This is a genomic window from Stenotrophomonas sp. FW305-3-2-15-E-LB1, assembly GCF_058787375.1.
Genome location: NZ_JBYSZR010000005.1, coordinates 65,723 through 86,477, shown reverse-complemented (window position 1 = coordinate 86,477; position 20,755 = coordinate 65,723). Strand labels below are relative to the sequence as shown.

At 69.1% G+C, this 20,755-nt stretch carries 19 protein-coding genes; 13 read left to right on the top strand and 6 right to left on the bottom strand.

Translation table 11 applies throughout. The features are described from left to right. Positions 1 to 47: 47 nt before the first annotated feature. The 4 genes from AC3WL7_RS05645 to AC3WL7_RS05630 all read right to left on the bottom strand — a co-directional run bounded on the left by AC3WL7_RS05645 (position 48) and on the right by AC3WL7_RS05630 (position 4,276). Positions 48 to 635 (bottom strand): cysteine dioxygenase family protein, encoded by a 588-nt coding sequence (locus AC3WL7_RS05645; protein ID WP_200733192.1) that lies wholly within the window; start codon positions 633 to 635, stop codon positions 48 to 50. A 119-nt stretch (positions 636 to 754) separates the two neighbouring features. Then, positions 755 to 1,612, bottom strand: a complete 858-nt coding sequence (locus tag AC3WL7_RS05640; RefSeq protein ID WP_492749636.1) for a rhamnogalacturonan acetylesterase — start codon at positions 1,610 to 1,612, stop codon at positions 755 to 757. A 1-nt stretch (position 1,613) separates the two neighbouring features. Next, entirely contained in the window at positions 1,614 to 3,239 is a 1,626-nt protein-coding gene (locus AC3WL7_RS05635; RefSeq protein WP_492749635.1) for a carboxylesterase/lipase family protein, read from the bottom strand. Then, entirely contained in the window at positions 3,236 to 4,276 is a 1,041-nt protein-coding gene (locus AC3WL7_RS05630) for an alpha/beta hydrolase (protein ID WP_492749634.1), read from the bottom strand. The genes AC3WL7_RS05635 and AC3WL7_RS05630 overlap by 4 nt, the downstream gene beginning before the upstream one ends. 156 nt (positions 4,277 to 4,432) lie before the next feature. Between AC3WL7_RS05630 and AC3WL7_RS05625 the strand changes: the two genes are divergently transcribed. The 10 genes from AC3WL7_RS05625 to AC3WL7_RS05580 all read left to right on the top strand — a co-directional run bounded on the left by AC3WL7_RS05625 (position 4,433) and on the right by AC3WL7_RS05580 (position 15,112). Continuing rightward, positions 4,433 to 5,260, top strand: a complete 828-nt coding sequence (locus AC3WL7_RS05625; RefSeq protein ID WP_492749633.1) for a 2-keto-4-pentenoate hydratase — start codon at positions 4,433 to 4,435, stop codon at positions 5,258 to 5,260. 40 nt (positions 5,261 to 5,300) lie between these two features. After that, entirely contained in the window at positions 5,301 to 6,302 is a 1,002-nt protein-coding gene (locus AC3WL7_RS05620) for a TRAP transporter substrate-binding protein (RefSeq protein WP_200733196.1), read from the top strand. Positions 6,303 to 6,312: 10 nt separating this feature from the next. Then, on the top strand, positions 6,313 to 6,843 hold the full coding sequence (locus tag AC3WL7_RS05615) for a TRAP transporter small permease (RefSeq protein WP_492749632.1): 531 nt from the start codon (positions 6,313 to 6,315) through the stop codon (positions 6,841 to 6,843). Between the two features lie 3 nt (positions 6,844 to 6,846). Next, positions 6,847 to 8,130: a TRAP transporter large permease gene (locus AC3WL7_RS05610; protein WP_079224528.1), complete on the top strand. Its 1,284-nt coding sequence runs from the start codon at positions 6,847 to 6,849 to the stop codon at positions 8,128 to 8,130. After that, the gene (pelA, locus tag AC3WL7_RS05605; protein WP_492749631.1) at positions 8,127 to 9,275 is read left to right on the top strand and encodes a pectate lyase; all 1,149 of its coding nucleotides are present in this window, start codon (positions 8,127 to 8,129) and stop codon (positions 9,273 to 9,275) included. Before AC3WL7_RS05610 ends, pelA begins: the two co-directional genes overlap by 4 nt. Before the next feature lie 34 nt (positions 9,276 to 9,309). After that, a complete protein-coding gene (locus AC3WL7_RS05600) occupies positions 9,310 to 10,902 on the top strand; it encodes a family 43 glycosylhydrolase (RefSeq protein ID WP_492749630.1) in 1,593 nt (530 codons plus the stop codon). A gap of 38 nt (positions 10,903 to 10,940) precedes the next feature. Continuing rightward, positions 10,941 to 11,999: a LacI family DNA-binding transcriptional regulator gene (locus tag AC3WL7_RS05595; protein ID WP_079224534.1), complete on the top strand. Its 1,059-nt coding sequence runs from the start codon at positions 10,941 to 10,943 to the stop codon at positions 11,997 to 11,999. A 226-nt stretch (positions 12,000 to 12,225) separates the two neighbouring features. After that, a complete protein-coding gene (kduI, locus tag AC3WL7_RS05590) occupies positions 12,226 to 13,074 on the top strand; it encodes a 5-dehydro-4-deoxy-D-glucuronate isomerase (RefSeq protein WP_492749629.1) in 849 nt (282 codons plus the stop codon). Positions 13,075 to 13,155: 81 nt separating this feature from the next. Continuing rightward, positions 13,156 to 13,911, top strand: a complete 756-nt coding sequence (gene kduD, locus AC3WL7_RS05585) for a 2-dehydro-3-deoxy-D-gluconate 5-dehydrogenase KduD (RefSeq protein ID WP_492749628.1) — start codon at positions 13,156 to 13,158, stop codon at positions 13,909 to 13,911. Between the two features lie 103 nt (positions 13,912 to 14,014). Beyond that, positions 14,015 to 15,112: a GDSL-type esterase/lipase family protein gene (locus tag AC3WL7_RS05580; RefSeq protein WP_492749627.1), complete on the top strand. Its 1,098-nt coding sequence runs from the start codon at positions 14,015 to 14,017 to the stop codon at positions 15,110 to 15,112. 58 nt (positions 15,113 to 15,170) lie between these two features. Here AC3WL7_RS05580 and AC3WL7_RS05575 read toward each other — a convergent pair whose 3' ends face one another. Next, positions 15,171 to 15,821: a DMP19 family protein gene (locus AC3WL7_RS05575; RefSeq protein ID WP_492749626.1), complete on the bottom strand. Its 651-nt coding sequence runs from the start codon at positions 15,819 to 15,821 to the stop codon at positions 15,171 to 15,173. A gap of 135 nt (positions 15,822 to 15,956) precedes the next feature. Between AC3WL7_RS05575 and AC3WL7_RS05570 the strand changes: the two genes are divergently transcribed. Beyond that, entirely contained in the window at positions 15,957 to 17,159 is a 1,203-nt protein-coding gene (locus AC3WL7_RS05570; RefSeq protein ID WP_492749625.1) for a Fic family protein, read from the top strand. A gap of 9 nt (positions 17,160 to 17,168) precedes the next feature. Here AC3WL7_RS05570 and phhA read toward each other — a convergent pair whose 3' ends face one another. Beyond that, positions 17,169 to 18,062, bottom strand: a complete 894-nt coding sequence (gene phhA / locus AC3WL7_RS05565; protein ID WP_079224541.1) for a phenylalanine 4-monooxygenase — start codon at positions 18,060 to 18,062, stop codon at positions 17,169 to 17,171. Positions 18,063 to 18,187: 125 nt separating this feature from the next. Between phhA and AC3WL7_RS05560 the strand changes: the two genes are divergently transcribed. Beyond that, positions 18,188 to 18,670 (top strand): Lrp/AsnC family transcriptional regulator, encoded by a 483-nt coding sequence (locus tag AC3WL7_RS05560; protein ID WP_079224542.1) that lies wholly within the window; start codon positions 18,188 to 18,190, stop codon positions 18,668 to 18,670. A gap of 87 nt (positions 18,671 to 18,757) precedes the next feature. Then, positions 18,758 to 20,755, top strand: a complete 1,998-nt coding sequence (locus AC3WL7_RS05555; RefSeq protein ID WP_492749624.1) for a hypothetical protein — start codon at positions 18,758 to 18,760, stop codon at positions 20,753 to 20,755.

Sequence of the window (20,755 nt, the reverse complement as noted above, 5' to 3'; positions counted from 1 at the left end):
GTCGGAGCCGCCGGGCATGGCCCGGCGCTACCTCGCGCGGAACGCGGTCAGGCCGCGTCGGTCTCCATCATCTTCACCCGGCGCTGGTACCAGCCATCGTCGAGCGGGTCGAACACCGCGCTGCGTTCCATTACGCCCTGGTACACATGCACCGACACCGCCACGTCGGTCTCGCTGGCGTTGCGCAGCGTGTGGTATTCGTGCGGCGGAATCAGGCTGCCGGCGCTGCCGCGGTAGCCGTACAGCGCCTCCTGCGCGGCGAAGCGGTGGCGATCGCCCTGCCGTTCCAGCAGCGCATACGGGGTGACGATCAGTTCGCCCTGCCAGACGCCTTCCACGCACCACATCGCATCGTGGTCGTGCAGCGGCGTGCCCTGCCCCGGCCCCCAGCACATGGCGATGACGCTGTAGCCCAACGTCGGGCTGCGGTGCAGTTCGCGGCGCGCGTAATGGCCGTCCACCGGACGGCGTACACAGGCGGGCAGTTCGATGAGCGGATCAATGATGGCCTCGCGCAGCACCCTCTGCAGGGCGTGGGTGATCAACGGCGGGTCGGCCAGGCAGACCGCGCCGTCGATGGCCGCCAGCAGGCGATCCCGGCCCGTGAACGGCAATGGTGTGAATGCTGCTCCCATGCCAGCCAGTCTAGGCGAGCCGGGTTAACAGAATGTTTTCAGCCGTGCGGCCAGCGCCCGAAAGGCCAATTACGACAGCGTTAGACGTAATTGGCCGACGTATCCCGACGTTGGCTGCATCAAGGCAACAGCAGTGCGCGCATCGCCGGCACCTCGCGAGCCAGTTCCGTGGCCACCAGGGTGGCGAATACCTGCGCGCCCTCGTCGCCCAGATGGGTGTAGTCGAAGGCCTGCTTGGCCTGGCCCATTGATTCCAGTGCCGCGTTCTGCACCGCCGCCGGCGCGCCGGCCAAGCCCGGGCTGGCGCCGACCGTGGTGCCGCCCAGGGCGCTGGCCACCTGCGCCTGGCTCGCCGGTGCCTGCGCAAGCCGCATCGCCGGCACCGGCCCGAGTGCCTGCACCAGGGCGCGGCTGCGCGCATGCAGATCCACCAGCGGCACCTGCAGTTCGCGCGCCACCGCACGCACGCTGTCGGCCCACGGTGCAAGATCGTCCACCAGCACGCCATCGACGAACTGGCGGCGCGTGAGCGGGGTCAGCAGCACCGGCGTCGCGCCGGCCGCGCGGACCTGCTGCACGTAGCGGCGCAGGTTGTCGGGGAACTCCTGCTGCAGGTCGGTCGAGCGGCCCGGCTTGCCCGGCTGGTCGTTATGGCCGAACTGGATCAGCACCCAGGTGGCGGCGTAGCCCGGCGTGCGCGTCTCCGCCTCGACCAGGGCCCACGAACCCTCGGCGCGGTAGTTGTACGTGCTGCGGCCACCGCGTGCGAGGTTCAGGCAGGCGGCGAACGAGGTCACGTGGTCGGCGCAGAAGCGCGGGCCCCAGCCGCCCTGCACCGCGGTGGTGGAATCGCCCACCAGCACGATCTTGCTGGCGCGGATCGGCGTGGGCGCGGGACGGTCGCTGATCGACGGGTCGACGGCGGCGTGGGCCGCGCCGGCCACGGCCAGGGCCAGCAGAACAGGCAGCAGGCGCATGTCAGGCGGTTCCTCGTTGCAGGAAGGGGACGCGCTGGTAGAGCTCGCGCTCGCCGCCGCGCGGGTCATCGGCGCCGCGGCTGCGCACGTTGAACAGCATCGTGCGCCGCTGCGGCAGGGTGTACGGCGCCCAGTCCGCCAGCCCGGCGTGGTTGGGATTGCCGTGGCGGGCGAAGGCGACCAGTGCATCGCTCATGGTCGCGGCCAGCGCGCGTGCATCCGCGCCGCCGCCGGTGCGCGCCGTGGGCAGGCCGGCGTTGTCGAACACCAGCGGAATGTCGAGGGTGTGGAAGGCACGCAGGCGCCCTTCCTGCACCGGCGAGGGCCAGTCGAGCTGGTAGGCCCAGGTGGGCGCCGCCGTGGCCGGCTGGCGGGCACGCGCTTCCAGTTCCTCCACTGCGCCACGCCAGGAGCGCCCGGCGGTGGTGGCCGCGAAGAACACCTCCGACGGCGTGTAGTGCGGGTACAGGCGGCGGTAGTGCTCGATCACCACCGATGGCAGCAGATCGACGAACTGCTGCTTCTCCAGCTGCGCCGGCAGGGTGGTCCAGTCCAGCGCGAAGTTGGCCGGGTCGTTGCCGAGGAAGGCACGGGTTTCATCGTGGGTGTTGCCGATCACCATCGGGATGGCCGCCGACTGCGACGGTGCCTGCGGCCAGAACGGATGCACCGGCAGCACCACCTCATCCAGCACCGGCCCGAAGTACAGCGCGCTGTCCTCCACCCGCGAGGGATCACGGGCACGGGTGGCAGCGAGCAGATCGGCCGCAGGCAGGCGCAGCAGCGCGGCCAGGTCCGGCGCACGCACTGCGTCCATCGCCACTGCTGCACGCTGTGCGGCTGCGCGCGGGCCAGCGGCGGTGACCTGCTGCCCGCTCATCGTCCACGCCCGCTGGAACAGGCCGCGCGCGGCCGGCATCGCCATCAGCGTGGCGATCTTGGCGCCGCCGCCGGACTGGCCGAACACGGTGATGTTGCCCGGGTCGCCACCGAACGCCGCAGCGTGCTCGCGCACCCACTGCAGCGCCTGCACCAGATCCAGCTGGCCGACATTGCCGGATGCCGCGTAGCGCGGGTCGCCCAGCGCGCCCAGGTACAGGTAGCCGAAGGTATTGAGGCGGTGGTTGAGGGTGACCACCACCACGTCGCCACGGCGGCACAGCGCACTGCCGTCGTACAGCGGGTCGCTGCCGGAGCCGTTGTTGAAGCCGCCGCCGTGGATGTACACGAGCACCGGGCGGCGCGCGCGCGCATCCAGCGCGGGCGTCCACACGTTGAGGAACAGGCAGTCCTCGCTGCCGGGGCCTTCACTGCCGCCCTGCGGTGCCGCAGCGCCGAAGTCCAGCGCGTCGGCGATGCCGCGCCAGGCGGCCTCGCGGCGCGGCGGCTGGAAGCGGTAGGCGGCCGTGTCCGCGCCGTAGCGCAGGCCGCGGAACACCAGCACGCCCTGTTCGCGCTGGCCACGTACCCGCCCGCCGCGCACCCGCGCCAGCACCTGGGTGTCATCGCGCGGGCCGGGTGCGGCCAGCGCCGACGGCAGTGATGCCACGGTGGCCGTGGCCAAGGCCCAGCGCGCGCTGTCGCGCAGGAAGCGGCGGCGCTGCAGATCGTTCGGCGCGGTGTTCATCGGCTACCCCGGGGCCGGATCCCCTCGCCACCGGGGAGGGGCTGTGACCCCCCATCCGACCCCATGCCCGCAGCCGCCAACCATGCTTCCGCCAGCATCGGCCACGCCGCAAGGGTGGAACCCGGCGGCACGCGCATGCCGAATCCATGCCCGCCGTGGGCGAACAGGTGCAGTTCGTGTTCAACGCCGGCGTCGGCCAGTGCCGCGGCCATCAGCACGCTGTTGCGCACGCTCACCACGCGATCGTCGTTGGCATGCACCAGCAGGGTCGGCGGCATGTCCGCACGCACCTGCTGCTGCATCGAGTACTGCGCCGCCAGCGCCGCATCCGGGCGTTCGCCCAGCAGGCGCCCGCGCGAGCCACTGTGCGCATGCGCGCCCATGTCGATGACCGGATAGACCAGCACCGCCCGCGCCGGCCGTGCGCTCAACCGATCGATCGCATCGCGCGCCGGGTAGACCGGGGCATCGAAGGCGGTGGCCAGCCGCGCGGCGACGTGGCCGCCGGCGGAAAAGCCCATCACCGACACGCTGCCGGCATCCAGCCCGCGCTGTGCGGCTTGCCCGCGCACCACGCGCAGCGCGCGCTGTGCATCGGCCAGCGCGGCCTGGCGGTCACGGCCGGCCTGCGGCAGGCGGTAGCGCAGCACGAACAGGGTGTAGCCGGCGCGGTCCACCCACTCCGGCACCAGGGCGCTGTCTTCCTTGTCGATCACCACGCGCTGGTAACCGCCACCGGGAATGACCAGCAGTGCGCGCCCGTTCGGCCGCGCCGGCGCATGCACCAGCAGGTAGGGCGCATCGATCTGGTCGACATAGCGGTCGGGCTCCGCCGGATCACGGCTGCGCTCGACCACCCGTGCCGGCCGCACCGGTCCCTGCTCACCCGGCACCTGCCCGGCCGGCCACAGCGCGATCCGTTCGCCGGCCAGCTCCTGGCCGGGGCGTTCGTTGTCGCGCGGCGGCGCGGCGGAGGTGGTCAGCGGCAGGGCCAGCAACAGCCCGCAGAACAACAGCACGACAGGACGCAGACGCATGGCAGGCAACGGCTCCGGCAGGACAGGGACAGGGTGCCTGGTGCATCCGGTGGCAGCACGTGATGCGCTGCGGCTTGCACGATGACACCGGTTTACCATATACACCTCCTGCAGACGCTGTCGATGGGCAGTGCAACAAACACAGGGAGACCGTTCTTGAGCAACGAACACGGCACACATGGGCAGACGCCGCCGCCGGACGATGCGGCCGCGATCGCCCAGGCCTTCACCGCCGCCCGCCGCGCCGGGCAGTCGCTGGCCGCATTCCCGGGCACCATCCCGGACACCCTGGTAGGCGCCTACCAGGTGCAGGACCTGGCCATCGCCGCCTGGGATGACCGCGTGGTCGGCTGGAAGGTGGGTTACATCGCCGCCGAGCGCCGTGACGTGTCCGCGGATGACCGCCTGCTGGGCCCCATTTTTTCCCGTCAGCTGAAAAATGCTACCGGTGGAACAACGGACATCCCGGTGTTCGTCGGCGGCTTTGCCGCGGTCGAAGCGGAGTACGTGCTGGAGCTGTTGGAGGACGCTCCGGCCGGACAACTGCACTGGTCGCCGGAACAGGCCGAAGCCCTGCCCGCACGCCTGTACATCGGCGTGGAAGTGGCCAGCAGCCCGCTGGCCACCATCAACGAACTCGGCCCGCGCGTGGTGGTGTCCGACTTCGGCAACAACAACGGCCTGGTGCTGGGGCCGGAGATCGCCGACTGGACCGCACGTGATGAAACCTCGCTGCGCGCCGAGACGCTGATCGAAGGCGAAGTGGTCGGCACCGGCGGCGCCACGCGCCTGCCTGGTGGCCTGCGTGCTGCGTACGCCTTCGCGCTGTCCCGTTCGGCCCTGCGTGGCCGGCCGCTGCGCAAGGGCGACCTGATCGCCACCGGCAACGCGACCGGCATCCATGACATCACCGCCGGGCAGACCGCGCTGGTGCGTTTCGCCGGCTTCGGCGACATTGCCTGCCGGGCCGTGCCAGCGGGATAACCGCTGGCCTGCCCTGGTGAACACGCGCGGGAGGGCGCAGATGATCACACGACGTAACTTCCTGGCCGGTGGCGCTGCTGCCCTGGCCACGCCGATGCTCGCAGCCTGTGGCCGCGGGCCGGGCGCCAGCGTGGACGGCGGCACCCTGCTGACCGCCACCGATGTGCACGTGGCCGACTACCCCACCGTCACTGCGGTGAAGTGGATCGGCGAAACGCTGGAACGCGAAACCCAGGGCCGGCTGCGCCTGCGGCAGTACCACTCGGGCCAGCTGGGCCGCGAATCGGAAGCGATCGACATGGCCCGTTTCGGTGCCATCGACATCACCCGCGTCTACGCCGGTGCGCTGAACAACGCCTTCCCGCTGACCCAGGCGCTGTGCCTGCCCTACGTGTTCAAGTCGGTCGCGCACCAGCGCGCCGCACTGGATGACGGCGTGGCCGACGCGGTGCTGCGCGGCTTCGAGAGCCGCGACCTGGTGGGCCTGGCGATCTACGATTCCGGCGCGCGCTGCTTCTACAACACCAAGCATCCGATCGTTTCGCCGAAGGACCTGCATGGCCTGAAGCTGCGCGTGGCCTCCTCGGACATCTTCATCCAGCTGATGCGCCTGCTCGGTGCCAACCCGACGCCGATGTCGCTGGGCGATACGTTCTCGGGCATGGAAACGCACATGATCGACGGTGCCGAGAACAACATGCGCAGCTTCCATTCCAGCCGCCACTTCGAGGCCGCGCACTACTGGTCGCAGAGCGATCACTCCTACGCACCGGACGTGCTGCTGATGTCGCGCGCCAGCTTCGAGCGCCTCAGCCCCGACGACCGCCAGCTGCTGCTGCATACCGCGCGCGCCTCGGTGGGGGTGATGCGTGAGCAGTGGGATGCCTCCGAAAGCGCTGCGCGCCGCGCGGTGCTCGACTTCGGGGTGAAAGCCAACGAAGTGGACATGCCCGCCTTCCGCGCCGCCGCCCAGCCGCTGCTGCAGCAGTACCTGCAACAGCCGGACATCGCCGCGCTGGTCGACCGCATCCGCGCTGCCTGAGGACCCTGCCATGACCGAGACCTTGCCGCCCGTTGCCGGGCCGGGACAGCGCCTGCTGGACCGCATCGCCGACATCGCCATCTACTGCGCCGTCGCCGCCCTCCTCGGGCTGGTGGTGGTGCAGGGCTGGCAGGTGTTCGCCCGCTACGTCATCAACGATTCGCCCAGCTGGACCGAGCCGGTCACGCTGCTGCTGCTGGCCACGGCGATGAGCCTGGGTGCGGCCTGCGGCGTGCACACCAACCGCCATTTCGGCTTCTTCCTGCTGCACGCCTACATGGGCGCCGGCCTGCGCCGTGCCGTCGATGTGCTGATCCAGCTGGTGGTGGCCGTGCTGGGGGGCTTCATCGCCTTCTGGTCGGCCGATCTGCTGCTGGACGGGCTGGACATCAAGACCGCCGGCGCCCAGCTGCCGCAGAGCATCAACTACCTGCCGCTGGCCGTGGGTGGTGCGCTGATGGTGCTGTTCGCACTCAACCGTGCGTGGAATGCGCTGCAGGCCCGCGACGCCGGCAGCGACGACGCTGAAGGAGATCGTTGACCCATGGGCATCACCATCCTGTTCGCCGTATTCGCCGTGCTGCTGCTGCTCGGCGTGCCGGTGGCCTACGCGCTGGCCGCCGCCGCGCTGGCCACCCTGCTCTACCTGGACATTCCCAGCATCGTGCTGGTGCAGCAGATCTCGGCCGGCACCGGCTCGGCCTCGCTGATCGCCATTCCACTGTTCATCTTCGCCGGCGAGATCATGATGCGCGGCGGCATCTCCGAGCGCCTGATCGCACTGGCGTCCTCGCTGGTCGGCCGCATGCGCGGCGGCCTGGGCCAGGTCTCGATCCTGTCCTCGCTGTTCTTCGGCGGCGTGTCCGGCTCGGCCATCGCCGACGTCTCGGCGGTCGGTGGCACGATGATCCCGCAGATGGTCAAGCGCGGCTATGACCGCGATTTCGCGGTGAACGTCAGCATCACCGCTGCGCTGGTGGCGCTGCTGGTGCCGCCCTCGCATAACCTGATCCTGTTCTCTGCCGCCGCGGGCGGTGGCCTGTCCATCGCCGATCTGTTCGCGGCGGGCATCGTGCCGGCGCTGCTGATGACCGTCGCCCTGATGCTGACCGGCTATGCCGTGGCACGCCGCCGCGGCTATGGCGTGGAAGTGTTCCCGGGGTGGCGCGCGGTGCTGCTGCGCATCGTCTCCGCCCTGCCCGGCCTGGGCCTGGTCGCGCTGATCTTCGTCGGCATCCGTGCGGGCATCTTCACCGCGGTCGAGAGTGCGGCCATCGCCGTGGTCTACGCCCTGCTGGTGACCACCGTGCTGTACCGGCAGCTGCGCTGGCGCGAGTTCTTCGACACGGTCATCCATGCCGCGCGCAGCACCGGCGTCATCCTGTTCGTCATCGCCACCGCTGCGGTGTTCGGCTGGCTGCTGGCCTACCTGCAGGTACCGACCGCTGCGGTGGACTTCCTGCAGTCGTTCGCGCACAGCCAGTTCATGGTGCTGCTGATGATCGTGGTGATGCTGCTGCTGCTGGGCACCTTCATGGACCTGGCGCCGATGATCCTGATCTGCACGCCGATCTTCCTGCCGGTGGCCAAGGCCTACGGCATCGACCCGATCCACTTCGGCCTGGTGCTGGTGCTGACCGGCGGCCTCGGCCTGGTGACGCCGCCGGTGGGCTCGGTGCTGTTCATCGGTACCTCCATCGGCAAGATCACCGTGGGCCAGAGCATGCGCACCATCTGGCCGTTCTGGTTCGCCGCGCTGGCGGTGCTGCTGATCGTCACCTTCTTCCCGCAGCTCTCGCTGTGGCTGCCGGCCGCGCTGCGCGCATGATGCGGCGTCGCGCGCTGCCGCTGCTGCTGGGCGTGGGCATGGCCGCCAATGCGGCCCACGCCGCGCCGCCGGCGGCAGCACCTGCCATTCCGGTGGGCAGCTTCAACGACGGCGTGAACCACTGGCGCAGCGGCCATGCCGATGGCTACGCGCGGCTGCAGCCGCAGCAGTACCGGCAGATCGCCGACAACCTGCTGTTGCTGCAGCGCCGCTCCGGCGGCTGGCCGGTGAACCAGGACCCGCTGCGGGTGCTGGACGCCGCCGCGCGCGCGGCCGCCCTCGTAGCGCAGGATGAGCCCGGCGGCAGCTTCGACAACCGCACCACCTACACCCAGGTGGACTACCTGGCCGAAGCCTTCGCCCGCAGCGGCGACACCCGCTACCGCGATGCTGCGCTGCGCGGGCTGGATTTCATCCTCGACCAGCAGATCGAGCGCTGTGGCGGCTGGCCACATTCGGTGCCGGCACGCACCGACTACCACGACCGCATCACCTTCGCCGACGACGTCACCAGTGGCGTTCTGACCACCCTGCGCCAGGTGCAGGACGCACCGCGCTTCGCCTTTGTCGACGACGCGCGCCGCACGCGGGTGGCCACGGCGGTGCAGCGCGGCGATGCCTGCCTGCTGCGCCTGCAGGTGCGCCAGCACGGCCAGCCGACGCTCTGGGCCGGCCAGTACGATGCCAGCACGCTGCAGCCGGCACCCGGGCGGAAGTTTGAACTGGCCGCGCTGGTGACCGACGAAAGCGTGGGCGTGGTGCGTTACCTGATGTCCATTCCCGATCCCTCGCCGCAGACGGTGCAGGCCATCGAAGGCGCGCTGGCGTGGTTCCAGGCCAACGCGCTGCATGGCCTGCGGCTGCAGACCTTCGACGCACCCGCCGAACAGTTCGCCCACCACCGCAGCACGGTCGATCGCCGCCTGCTGGCCGACCCGGCCGCGCCGCTGCTGTGGGGCCGCTTCCATGACCTGGCCGACAACAGCGTCGTGCTGGCCAACCGTCAGGGCGAACGCCTGCAGACCTACGAGCAGGTCGGCCGCGAGCGCCGCACCGGCTACCACTGGTATGGCACCTGGCCGCAGGCCCTGCTCGATCGCGATGCGCCAGCCTGGCGCGCGCGCATTGGCCGCCCTGCCCCCTGACTTTGAAACTGCACCCGCACCACGGAGGATCCCGATGCTGTCGCGCACCGCTCTGAAGTCCCTGCTTGCCGCCACCCTGCTGCTGGCCGTACCCGCCCTTGCCCAGGTCACGGCGCAGGCACCCGCCACGTCGTGGAAGCGTGGCATCGAGAACCAGCGCCAGGCCGACCTGGGCGACGGCACCTTCCTCAACCCGGTGTTCGCCGGTGACCGCCCCGATCCGTCGGTGCTGAAGGACGGCCAGGACTACTACCTCACCCTGTCCTCGTTCGATGCCTACCCCGGCCTGCCGATCTGGCATTCGCGCGACCTGGTGAACTGGCAGCCGCTGGGCCATGCGATCACGAAGAACGTGGGCGCGATCTGGGCGCCGGACATCGTCAAGCACGACGGCCGCTACTACATCTACTTCCCGGCGCGCACCGGTGAACACCGCAGCAACTTCGTGGTCTGGGCCGACAGCATCAAGGGGCCGTGGAGCGAGCCGATCGACATCGGCCTGGGCGGCTACATCGACCCCGGCCATGCCGTGGGCGAGGACGGCAAGCGCTACCTGTTCCTCAGCGGCGGCGACTATGTGCAGCTGGCCGACGACGGCCTGAGCGTCGTCGGTACACCGAAGCACGTCTACGACGGCTGGAAGTACCCGCAGAGCTGGGACGTGGAGGCCTACGCGCAGGAAGGCCCGAAGATCCACTTCCGCGATGGCTGGTACTACATGACCACCGCAGTGGGCGGCACCGCCGGCCCGCCGACCGGGCACATGGTGATCACCGCGCGCTCGCGCTCGATCCATGGGCCGTGGGTGAACGCGCCCAACAACCCGATCATGCGCACGCAGTCGGCCGCAGAGCCGTGGTGGTCGCGCGGCCATGCCACGGTGATCGAGGGCACCGACGGGCGCTGGTGGATGATGTACCACGGCTACGAGAACGGGTACTGGACCCTTGGCCGGCAGGCCCTGCTGGAGCCGATCGAATGGACCGCCGACGGCTGGTTCGTGGCCAAGGGCGGCGACCTCGGCCAGCCGCTGCGCAAGCCCTCCGGTGAATCGGTGGGCGCGCACGGCATGGCCCTGTCCGATGACTTCCGCGGCAAGGCGCTCGGCCCGCAGTGGTCGTTCTTCAACCCGGCCCAGGATGAATACCGGCGGCTGGGCTTCAGCGGCCAGGGCCTGGTGCTGCAGGGCAAGGGCCAGACCCCGCGCGACAGCTCGCCGCTGACCGCCATCGCCGGCGACAAGGCCTACCAGTTCGAGGTGGAGATGGACATCGCCCCGGGCGCGGTGGGCGGCGCGCTGCTGTTCTACAGCGACCGGCTGTACGTGGGCGTGGGCAGCAACGGCGAGAAGTTCATCATGCACCGCTACGGCGAGGAGCGCCCCACCCGCTTGGCGGCCAGCACGAAGGGCGGCAAGCTGTGGCTGCGGGTGACCAACAACCGCCACATCGTGACGATCCACTCCAGCACCGATGGCCAGCGCTGGGAGAAGTACCCGGTTCAGATGGAAGTGTCCGGTTACCATCACAATGTGGCTGGCAAGTTCCTGGCACTGAAACCGGCCCTGTATGCGGCCGGCGATGGTGCGGTAACCTTCCGCAGCTTCCGCTATCGCGCGCTGGACTGAGCGCGCGCTGGAATCCCCAGACTTACCGGGTTCACTACATGTCAGTGCGCAACAAGAACGATGCCGCCACGCCGGCATTGGCGAAGGGCAAGGCCGCCACGATCAACGACATCGCGCGACTGTCGGGAGTATCGAAGAAAACGGTTTCAAGGATCATCAACAACTCGCCCCTGGTGCGCAAGGACACGCGCGACAAGGTCGAGGCGCTGATGCGCGAGGTTGGCTACACGCCTGATCCGCTGGCGCGTGGCCTGGCCTTCCGCCGCTCCTTCCTGATCGGCATGGTCTACGACAACCCGACCGCCCAGTACATCGTGGACATGCAGTACGGCGCGCTGGACGCGCTGCGCGGCTCCAGCTTTGAACTGGTGGTGCACCCCTGCGACAGCCGCAGCCCGGGCTACATCGACGGCGTGCGCCGCTTCGTGCAGCAGCAGAAGCTGCATGGGGTGATCCTGGTGCCGCGTGCCTCCGAAGACCAGGCGCTGGCCGACATGCTGGACGAGATCGGCTGCCGCTTCACCCGCGTGGCGGCGCTGCCGCTGGATGACAGCTCGCAGATGGTGGTCACCCACGATCGCGACGGTGCGGCCGAAGCGGCCGATTACCTGCTCTCGCTCGGCCACCGCGACATCGCCCTGGTGACCGGCCCCAGCGCCTACCGCTCCGCGCACGAGCGCACGGCCGGCTTCATCGACGCGCTGTCCCAGCGCGGCATCGAGCTGCCCAAGGACCGCATCATCGAGGCCGGCTACACCTTCGAATCGGGCGTGGCCGCCGCCGAGAAGCTGCTGCTGGGCAAGCGGCGGCCGACCGCCATCTTCACCGGCAACGATGAAATGGCCGCCGGCATCTACAAGGTGGCGCTGCGTGCGGGCATCAACATCCCGCGCCAGCTGTCCATCGTCGGCTACGACGACAGCCCGCTGGCCTCGCGCCTGTGGCCGTCGCTGACCTCGGTGCGCCGCCACACCCGCGACACCGGCCGCACCGCCGCAGCAATGCTGATCCAGCCCGACAGCCAGGCCGCGCTGCAGATCGCCAGCGTGCGCCCGCACCTGATCGTGCGCGACTCCTGCCAGCCGCCAGAGGACTGATTCCGGAGGAATCAGTCCTGTAGGTCACCACCGTTGGTGGTGACACCTTCAGGCCTCAATCCGGTAGGTCACGACCGTTTGTGGGTCACGACCGTTGGTCGTGACTCTCCAGCCCACCCCCCTATCGTGCGGCGCAAAATGACACCGGTTACCAACCGCCGCTAGAATCGACCATGAACCGCGCCGGGGCCGAACCCTTCGGCCCGCCCCCTGCTCTGGAGAAGCCATGTACTGCAAGACCCACTACGCCACCCATCCCGACGCCATCAAGGGCGCCAGCAACGACCAGCTGCGCGAGCTGTACCTGCTCGACGGCCTGTTCAATGCCGGCCAGGTGACCCTGAAGTACACCCACTACGAGCGCTTCGTGCTCGGCGGCGCCGCCCCGGTCGACGCCCCGCTGGCCCTGCCTGCGCAGACCGAACCGGCCTCGGCCGCCGGCCACCCGTTCCTGGAGCGCCGCGAGCTGGGCGTGATCAACGTCGGCAGCGGCGCCGGTACCGTCACCGTCGACGGCACCGTCTACACGCTGGGGCCGAAGGACGGCCTGTACGTGGCCATGGGCAGCAAGGATGTCGTGTTCGCCTCGCAGGACGCCGCCAACCCGGCCCAGTTCTACCTGGCCTCGACCCCTGCCCATGCGCGCTTCGAAACCAAGCAGCTGTCGATCAAGGATGCAGTGGCGCTGGATCGCGGCGCGCTGGAAACCAGCAACGAGCGCACCATCTACCAGTACATCGTGCCGGCCACCTGCCAGTCCTCGCAGCTGCTGCTGGGCCTGACCGTGCTTAAGCCGGGCAGCGTCTGGAACACCATGCCGCCGCACCTGCACGACCGCCGCAGCGAGGTCTACTTCTACTTCGACCTGGGCGACAACGACCGCGTCTACCACTTCATGGGCGAACCGGACGCGCAGCGCCACATCGTCATGCAGAACAACGAAGCGGTGGTGTCGCCGCCGTGGTCGATCCACATGGGCGCGGGCACCAGCAACTACGCCTTCATCTGGGCGATGGGTGGCGAGAACCTGGATTACACCGACATGCACGTGCTGGACATCTGCCAGCTCAAGTAAGCCCTGCCCGGCCGCCGCGCACCGCGCGCCGGCGGCCGTCGCCGCACCCCCCGCTCGCCTCTACCAAGGAACGCATACGCAATGGCTAATCCCTTCAGCCTGGAAGGCAAGGTCGCTCTGGTAACCGGTGGCAATACCGGCCTGGGCCAGGGCATCGCCGTGGCACTGGCCGCCGCTGGCGCCGACGTCGCCGTGGCCGGCATCGCCCCGCCCACCGAAACCATCGAAAAGATCACCGCGCTGGGCCGCCGCTGCCTGGCCATCGAAGCCAACCTGATCAGCATCGAGCCGGTGGCGCGCGTGGTGCGCGAAACCCTCGAAGGCCTGGGCGGGCTGGATATCCTGGTCAACAACGCCGGCCTGATCCGCCGCGCCGATGCGGTGGACTTCAGCGAGCAGGACTGGGACGACGTGATGAACGTCAACATCAAGTCTGCGTTCTTCATCTCGCAGGCCGCCGGCCGCCACTTCATCGAACAGGGCCACGGCAAGATCATCAACATCGCCTCGATGCTGTCGTTCCAGGGCGGCATCCGCGTGCCGTCGTACACCGCCAGCAAGAGCGGCATCGCCGGCATCACCCGCCTGCTGGCCAACGAATGGGCAGGCAAGGGCGTGAACATCAACGCCATCGCGCCGGGCTACATGGCCACCGACAACACCGCCCAGCTGCGTGCCGACCAGGACCGCAACAAGGCCATCCTCGAGCGCATTCCGGCCGGCCGCTGGGGCAACCCGGACGATCTGGCCGGTGCGGCCGTGTTCCTGGCGTCGTCGGCGTCCGATTACATCAACGGTGCCGTGCTGCCGGTGGATGGCGGCTGGCTGGCGCGCTGACGCGCACTGGCCTGGGTAGTGCCGGCCGCTGGCCGGCATCGAGGCGATGCTTTCACCGTTCATGAGGTTGCCGGCCAGCGGCCGGCACTACCGGGGCTCCGCCATGCGCAACCTGTTGCTGCTGTTGCTGCTGTCATGCACCACCGCGCAGGCGGCGCCGGTGCGGCTGTTCATCGCCGGCGATTCCACCGCGGCCGAGTACGGGCCCGAGCGTGCGCCACAGGCGGGCTGGGGCCAGGCGCTGCAGAGCTACTTGGACCCGGCACGTTTCGAAGTACACAACCACGCCAAGGGCGGGCGCAGCACGCGCAGTTTCATCGACGAAGGGCGCCTGGACGCAATCGCCAGCGAGCTGCGCCGCGGCGACGTGCTGCTGATCCAGTTCGGCCACAACGATGCGAAGTTCGAAGACCGCACGCGTTATACCGATCCGGAGACTGACTACCCGCGCCTGCTGATGCGTTATGTGCAGGTGGCGCGCGACAAGGGCGCCACGCCGGTGCTGGTCACGCCGGTGGCGCGGCTGCTGTACGACTTCGGATCGCTGCTGGATACGCACGCGCGCTACACGGTGGCCATGCAGCAGCTGGCGGCGCGCGAGCAGGTCGCGCTGATCGAACTCAACGACCGCAGCACGCGCTGGATACGTGCGCTGGGCGAGCAGGGCGCGCGCCCGTACTTCCTGTTCGTGCCTGCGCAGGGCAAGGCCGATGGCACGCATTTCAGCGTGGCCGGTGCCAACGCGGTAGCCTGCCTGGTGCTGCGCGAGGCGGTGCCGCTGCTGCCGGCGCTGCAACCGGCGCTGGTGCGTGACATCGACTGCGATGTGATGGGCGCAGGGCAGGGCGCCGATGCCGCACGTCCCTCGCAGATGCTGCACGAAGAGGCGATTGCACGCGCGCAGCCGGGCCCGCACGGTGGCGCGGGGCCGACCACCGCGTATCCGTTCTTCGCCGACGCTGCGGACCTGCCGTTCGTGCTGCGCAAGCGCGTGCTGCACAAGGGCGCGGGCATCGGCCTGCACCCACAGCACAAGGACGAGATCTACTACATCGTGAGCGGGCAGGGCAGCTACGTGCTGGATGGAGAGCAGCACGACGTGCGCGCGGGCCACGCGCTGCTGACGCGCACGGGCAGCACGCACGCGCTGCAGCAGGTGGGTGAGGAGGATCTGGTGGTGCTGCTGGCGTACCCGCGGTGATCGAAACGCAGCCGAGCATGGGCTCGGCTCTACAGATCAACGCGATCCGCGCTTGGCTCTACAACGGCTCCGGCCCGAAATGCTTCAGCCCCAACCGCGCCAGGTCTTCCGGCCGCTCGAAATAGGCTTCGTCGAAGGCGTGCAGGGCGGCCTGCTCCTCCTCGGTCATCGCGCCGTACAGGTCGTGCAGCTGCGTGATCGCCGGGTCGTCCTCCAGCCGGTCCAGCAGCCCGCGCATGCCGGCCAGGATCGCGTGGGTCTGCACTGCGCCCATCGCCTGCAGCGCACGCAGTGCCAGCTGGCAGGTCGGATCGCCCCAGTTGCACAGGAACTGCATGAAGCCGCCGTTGTTGATGTCCGCTTCCATGCGCCAGAGCGCCACCAGCTGCTGGTCTTCGTCGGACAGCGCATCCAGCGTCCACGCGGCTGCCTTCAGACGCGCCAGCGCGGCCTCGTAGCGGTCATCCCACACCTGGTTGGGGATATCGACCACGCCCGCCTCACGCGGCGGCAGCAGCGCCGGCCAGTTCACGCCCAGGCCATCGGCGGTGGCGACCCAATGCGCGCGCTGTTCGGCCGTGGCTTCGAACAGCGCGGGCGCCCAGCGCAGTGGCTGGCGGGTGCGGCGGCCATCGGCCAAGGTCAGCAGGATGAAGTCGTCGTTGAAGGCGACGTCGGTTACGCGCAGCGAAGCAAATGCATCAGTCATGCCGTGCAGGATAGCGGCGCGGCCCGCCTGCCCGGAAACTTCAAAACACTCCGACACTTTTGAAGGTTATTTGCATAAACTTCAAAAGCATGGGAGGCTTTTGAAGGATAGGGGTGATCCCAGCGGAGATTTCCGATGCGTCGCGCAGACATTGCAGGGCCCCTGCAGGCTTACCTCGTTCCCGTGGAAGGTCGGCCCAATCTGCTGGCCATGACGCCTCCTCCGACGCCTCGCCGGTTGCCTGAAGGGCATGCGGGCTCGCGGCAGCGCCTCATCGCTGCAAATGCATCGCTGGACCGTCTGGATCAGGCGATGCGGCAATGGCCAGCCCCTGACATGGTGACCCGGACGCTCGCGCGACGCGAAGCCGTCCAGAGCTCCCAGATCGAGGGGACCCAGACCAACCTGGACGAACTGCTGGTGTTTGAGGCCACGCTCGGCCTGGACGGTCTGCCCGCCGATGTCGTGGTGACCGAGCGCTACGTCCAGGCACTGCAGCTGGGCCTGGATGCCGTGCGGGCGAGCGGACGCCATGCACTCGATCTCATGCTGGTGAACCAATTGCATGCGGTCCTGATGCAGGATGCTGCCGACGACTTTCCCAAGGGGTGCTACCGCCAGGAGCAGGCCATCATTGGTCCTTTGGGTGGACGACCGGAAGATGCCCGTTTCGTCCCTTCGCCGCCCGATCGCATCGACGCGGCGATGCGTGAACTCGAGCGCGCCATGTTGAAGTACGAGCCCGCCGAGGAAGAGCAGTTCGAACTCAACATCATCGCGCAGCTCGCGATTGCCCACGCCCAGTTTGAAACCATCCATCCCTACAAGGACGGCAATGGACGTACGGGAAGGCTGCTGCTGCCGTTGATCCTCGCCGCCGAAGGCCACCCGCCGCTCTATCTGTCAGGCGCCTTGTTGCGCAACAAAAGCGCCTACTACGACGCCCTCAACCAGGTGCAGCTTCGCGGTGAGTGGGGGCCATGGATGGATATGCTGTGCCAGGCCGTGGTCGAGTCTGCGCACGATGCGATTTCCATCGCCGATGACATGTCACGGCTCACTGCAGCGTGGGAGACTGAACTTCAAGGCTATCGTCGCGACTCGGTGGCGCGCAGGCTTCCGCCGTTGCTGATCGGCCACCCGGTGGTGACGGCAGGCCAGGTGGCTGCCTTGTTGGGGGTGTCTGATCGCTCAGCCCTGACAGGGATCTACGCGCTTGAGGCAGAAGGCATCCTCGTCCCCGGCAGTGATCGTCGCTGGGGGCGCACCTATCACGCGCACGCGGTCCTGCAACGACTCAATCAATTGCCAACGGCACTTCCTGATCGCCTGCGCTGAGCCCTCGCCTCACACGTCCCCGCCGTCCGCCCACCCCTCACCCGTACCCGCCTGGAACACGCGGTCATCGGCCTGCACGTCACCGGCCGGCAGGTGCGCCTGGTCGGCCAGCGAGGCGTAGATCGGGGTGAAGTCCGGCGAGGTCGCCTGCATCAGCTGCTCGAAGCTGTCGATGACGAAGTAGGTCTTCTGGAAGGTGTCGATGCGGTACTTCGTGCGCATGATCCGCTGCAGGTCGAAGCCGATGCGGTTGGGCGCGGCCGATTCCAGCGAGTACAGCGATTCGCCCTTCGAGGACACGATGCCGGCACCGTAGATGCGCAGGCCGTCGGGCGTGTCGATCAGGCCGAATTCCACCGTGTACCAGTACAGGCGCGTGAGGTTCTGCAGCGCATCCGGGCCGATCGCGTGGGCTTTGACGCCGCCGCGGCCGTAGGCCTCCATGTAGTCGGCGAACACCGGGTTCATCAGCAGCGGCACGTGGCCGAACAGGTCGTGGAACAGGTCCGGTTCGGCGATGTAGTCGATCTGGTCCGGGCGGCGGATCCACCAGGTCACCGGGAAACGGCGGTTGGCCAGGTGGTCGAAGAAATCCAGTTCCGGCAGCAGGCCTTCCACGCCCACCAGGGTCCAGCCGGTGGCCGCGCCGAGCACTTCGTTGAGCTGGTCGAAGCGCGGGATCATGTGCGCGTTCATGCCCATCTCGTCCTGCGCGTCGAGGAATTCCTGGCAGGCGCGGCCCACCAGCAGCTCGCGCTGGCGCTGGTACAGCGTGCTCCAGGTGGCGTGGTCGTCGGCGGTATAGGTGTCCCACGGCTGCTCGACGAGCGCGGTGGTGTACACCGGCACGTAGCCCTTGTCGGTCTGCTGGTGTTCGACGCGGCGGGGCTGGGCGAGGTCCATGGGGCACTCCTTGAAGGGATACCAGTGATGCTAGGGCAGGGCGCGCGCAACAGGGTTGCAAAAGTTGCGCGTAATGCGCCTCGTGGCGCAATATCCTTGCGTACTCACCGTGTTGCGGGGCAGCAATGGCCGGAGAAGTCCAGTTCGATCGCACGGATATACGCCTGTTGGCCGAGATCCAGCGTGATGGTCGCGCCACCAACGCAGAGTTGGCGACGCGGGTGAACCTGTCGCCGTCGGCCTGCCTGCGGCGCCTGCAGCGGCTGGAAAGCGAAGGGGTGATCGTCGGCTACGGCGCGCGCCTGGAACCGCGCCAGCTGCGCCTGGGCCTGCAGGCCTTCGTCCGCGTGCAGCTGGAAAAGCACGACCAGGCGGCCATCGGCCACTTCGTGGACAGCGTGCAGGGCTGGGATGAAGTGGTGGCCTGCCACGCCCTGACCGGCGACATGGATTACCTGCTGCACGTCTACGTGCGCGACCTGGAGCACTTCTCGCGCTTCCTGCTGGACCGGCTGCTCAACGCCGGCGGCGTGGCCGACGCCAATTCCAGCTTCGTGCTGCGCACGGTGAAGGGCTTCCAGGCGCTGCCGCTGTCGCAGCTGGAGTAAACCGGCTGCGGCGATTTGACGGCGCCGGGCGGGTAGCCGAGCATCACCGCCCTGCGCGCGGCGCAGCGTTCCTTTCCGGTTCCAGGCATGTCCGAACTCCAGCACCCGGTGCTTACCACCACCTTCCTGCCGCTGCAGCGCAAGTCGCTGGCGCGCTACATCGCCCATGGCACGCCGCCGCAGACCGCGCTGGAACAGGCCGGGCTGATGGCTGCGCAGCTGTGCCGCGCGCGCCTGCACGCGCCAGCCGAGATCGAGCGCCTGCTGCACGAGGCCTGTGCACTGTTTGCCACCAACGAAACCGCTGCCACGCAGTTGACCGGTACGGGCGGCGGTGGCCAGCCGGAGCTGGACGCCTGGCTGGTCGCGCTGGCCGCCCATGGCGTGCTGCTGGCACCGGCGGAGATCCTGCAGGACTTCATCGCGCAGTCGCCCAGCGGGTACCCGGGCCTGGCCCTGCAGCAGGCCTGCCAGGAAACCCTGGCTGAACATGAGATCCGCTTCCCGGCCGCGTTCGCCAGCGACGATGAGGACGACGACCAGGACGAAGCCGTTGCCAGCGATTCGCGCGCGGTCGAACACCATGGCCTGTACACGTCCGAACAGGCCCGCGTGCTGCGCGCGATCGCGGCCAACCCGGATGAGCTGATCGACCTCGATGGCTACGCCGGTACCGGCAAGGGCCACCTGGTGCTGGCGCTGATGGATGCGCGGCCGGGCCGCTATACCTACATCGCGCCGTCGCGCGGGCAGGTTGAAGCGTTCCGCGCCCGCGTGCCGGCCAGCACGGCCGTGCGCCTGCTGACCCAGATCGAATTCGCCAACCGCGTGGCCCAGCACGCCGCGCGCAATGGCCAGACCGGCGGCTTCGTCGCCAGTTACCGGCGCAGCACCCGCACCCCGCGCGAGATCGCCGGCCGCATCGGCCTGCAGGGCATCGCTGGGCGCAGCCCGGAACAGGTGCTGCTGACCGCCTTCGAGGCCATCAACCGCTGGTGCGCGTCGTCCGCACCGCGCATGGCGTTCCAGCATTTCGACCGCTCGGTGCCGGCGGCCATGCTCGACGTGGCCCCCTACCTGGCTGCGGCCGAGCACGTCTGGCGCAGCATGTTCGATGCCGAACTGCAGCGCGGCGCCCTGTTGAGCCTGAGCCCGGCGCACATCGGCAAGTGGCTGGCGCTGCGCGGCGTCACCCCGCCGCAGGACATGGGCATGCTGCTGGTGGACGAGGCGCATGACCTGAGCCCGTCGTGGAAGCAGTTGCTGGCTGGCCACGCCCCGGGTGTGGTCAGCCTGGGCGACCCGCACCAGTGCCTGTCCGGCACGGTGCCGCGCTGGGCTGCATCGAAGGTGCTGGAAATGCACCAGTCGGTGCGCCAGGGCAACCAGGTCGATGGCCTGGTCAACCAGGCGCTGGCGCTGGATGGCCTGGGCGCGGACAGCGGTCCGTTTGTGGGTGCCGCTGACCGCGCCACGGGTGTGCTGCATTACCGCGACTGGTCGCAGGTGCCACGCACGGGCCTGCGCATCCATGGCAATGCCGCCGATCTGGCCCTGGACGCCGCACAGCTGCAGGCGCAGGGGCTGCGGCCCTACCTGCACCCGGCCTCGCTGCGCACGCTGCGCAGCGCGTTGCAGGGGCCGCTGGATGCCTGGCGCCGCCGCGATAGCGGGTCGAACCAGATGCAGGAGCGTTTCCTGGCCACGCAGGCCGGCGACGGGCAGGGCGCATGGGCGGACCTGTTCGCCTCCGCCGACCGCGTGCAGTCACTGCTGCAGGCGCTGGATGACCAGGACACGCCCGCCGATGCACGCGTGGTGCTGTGCCTGGCCGAGCACGCGAAGAACCTGCAGTTCGACGTCGTCTCGCTGTCGCCCGGCTGTTTCAGCGCAGGGCAGGGCGGGCGCATCTGGCACAACCCGGTGCGCGCGGTCTACCTGGCGCTGACCCGTGCGCGCCGCCAGTTGCACGTGCCCGCCGATGGCATGGAACAGCTGCAGCACACCGCGGCGCTGCAGGAACAGGCGCGCCAGGCACGCCGGCGCGAACGTCAGCAGGCCAGCGGTTACCGGCCGGTGCGCTAG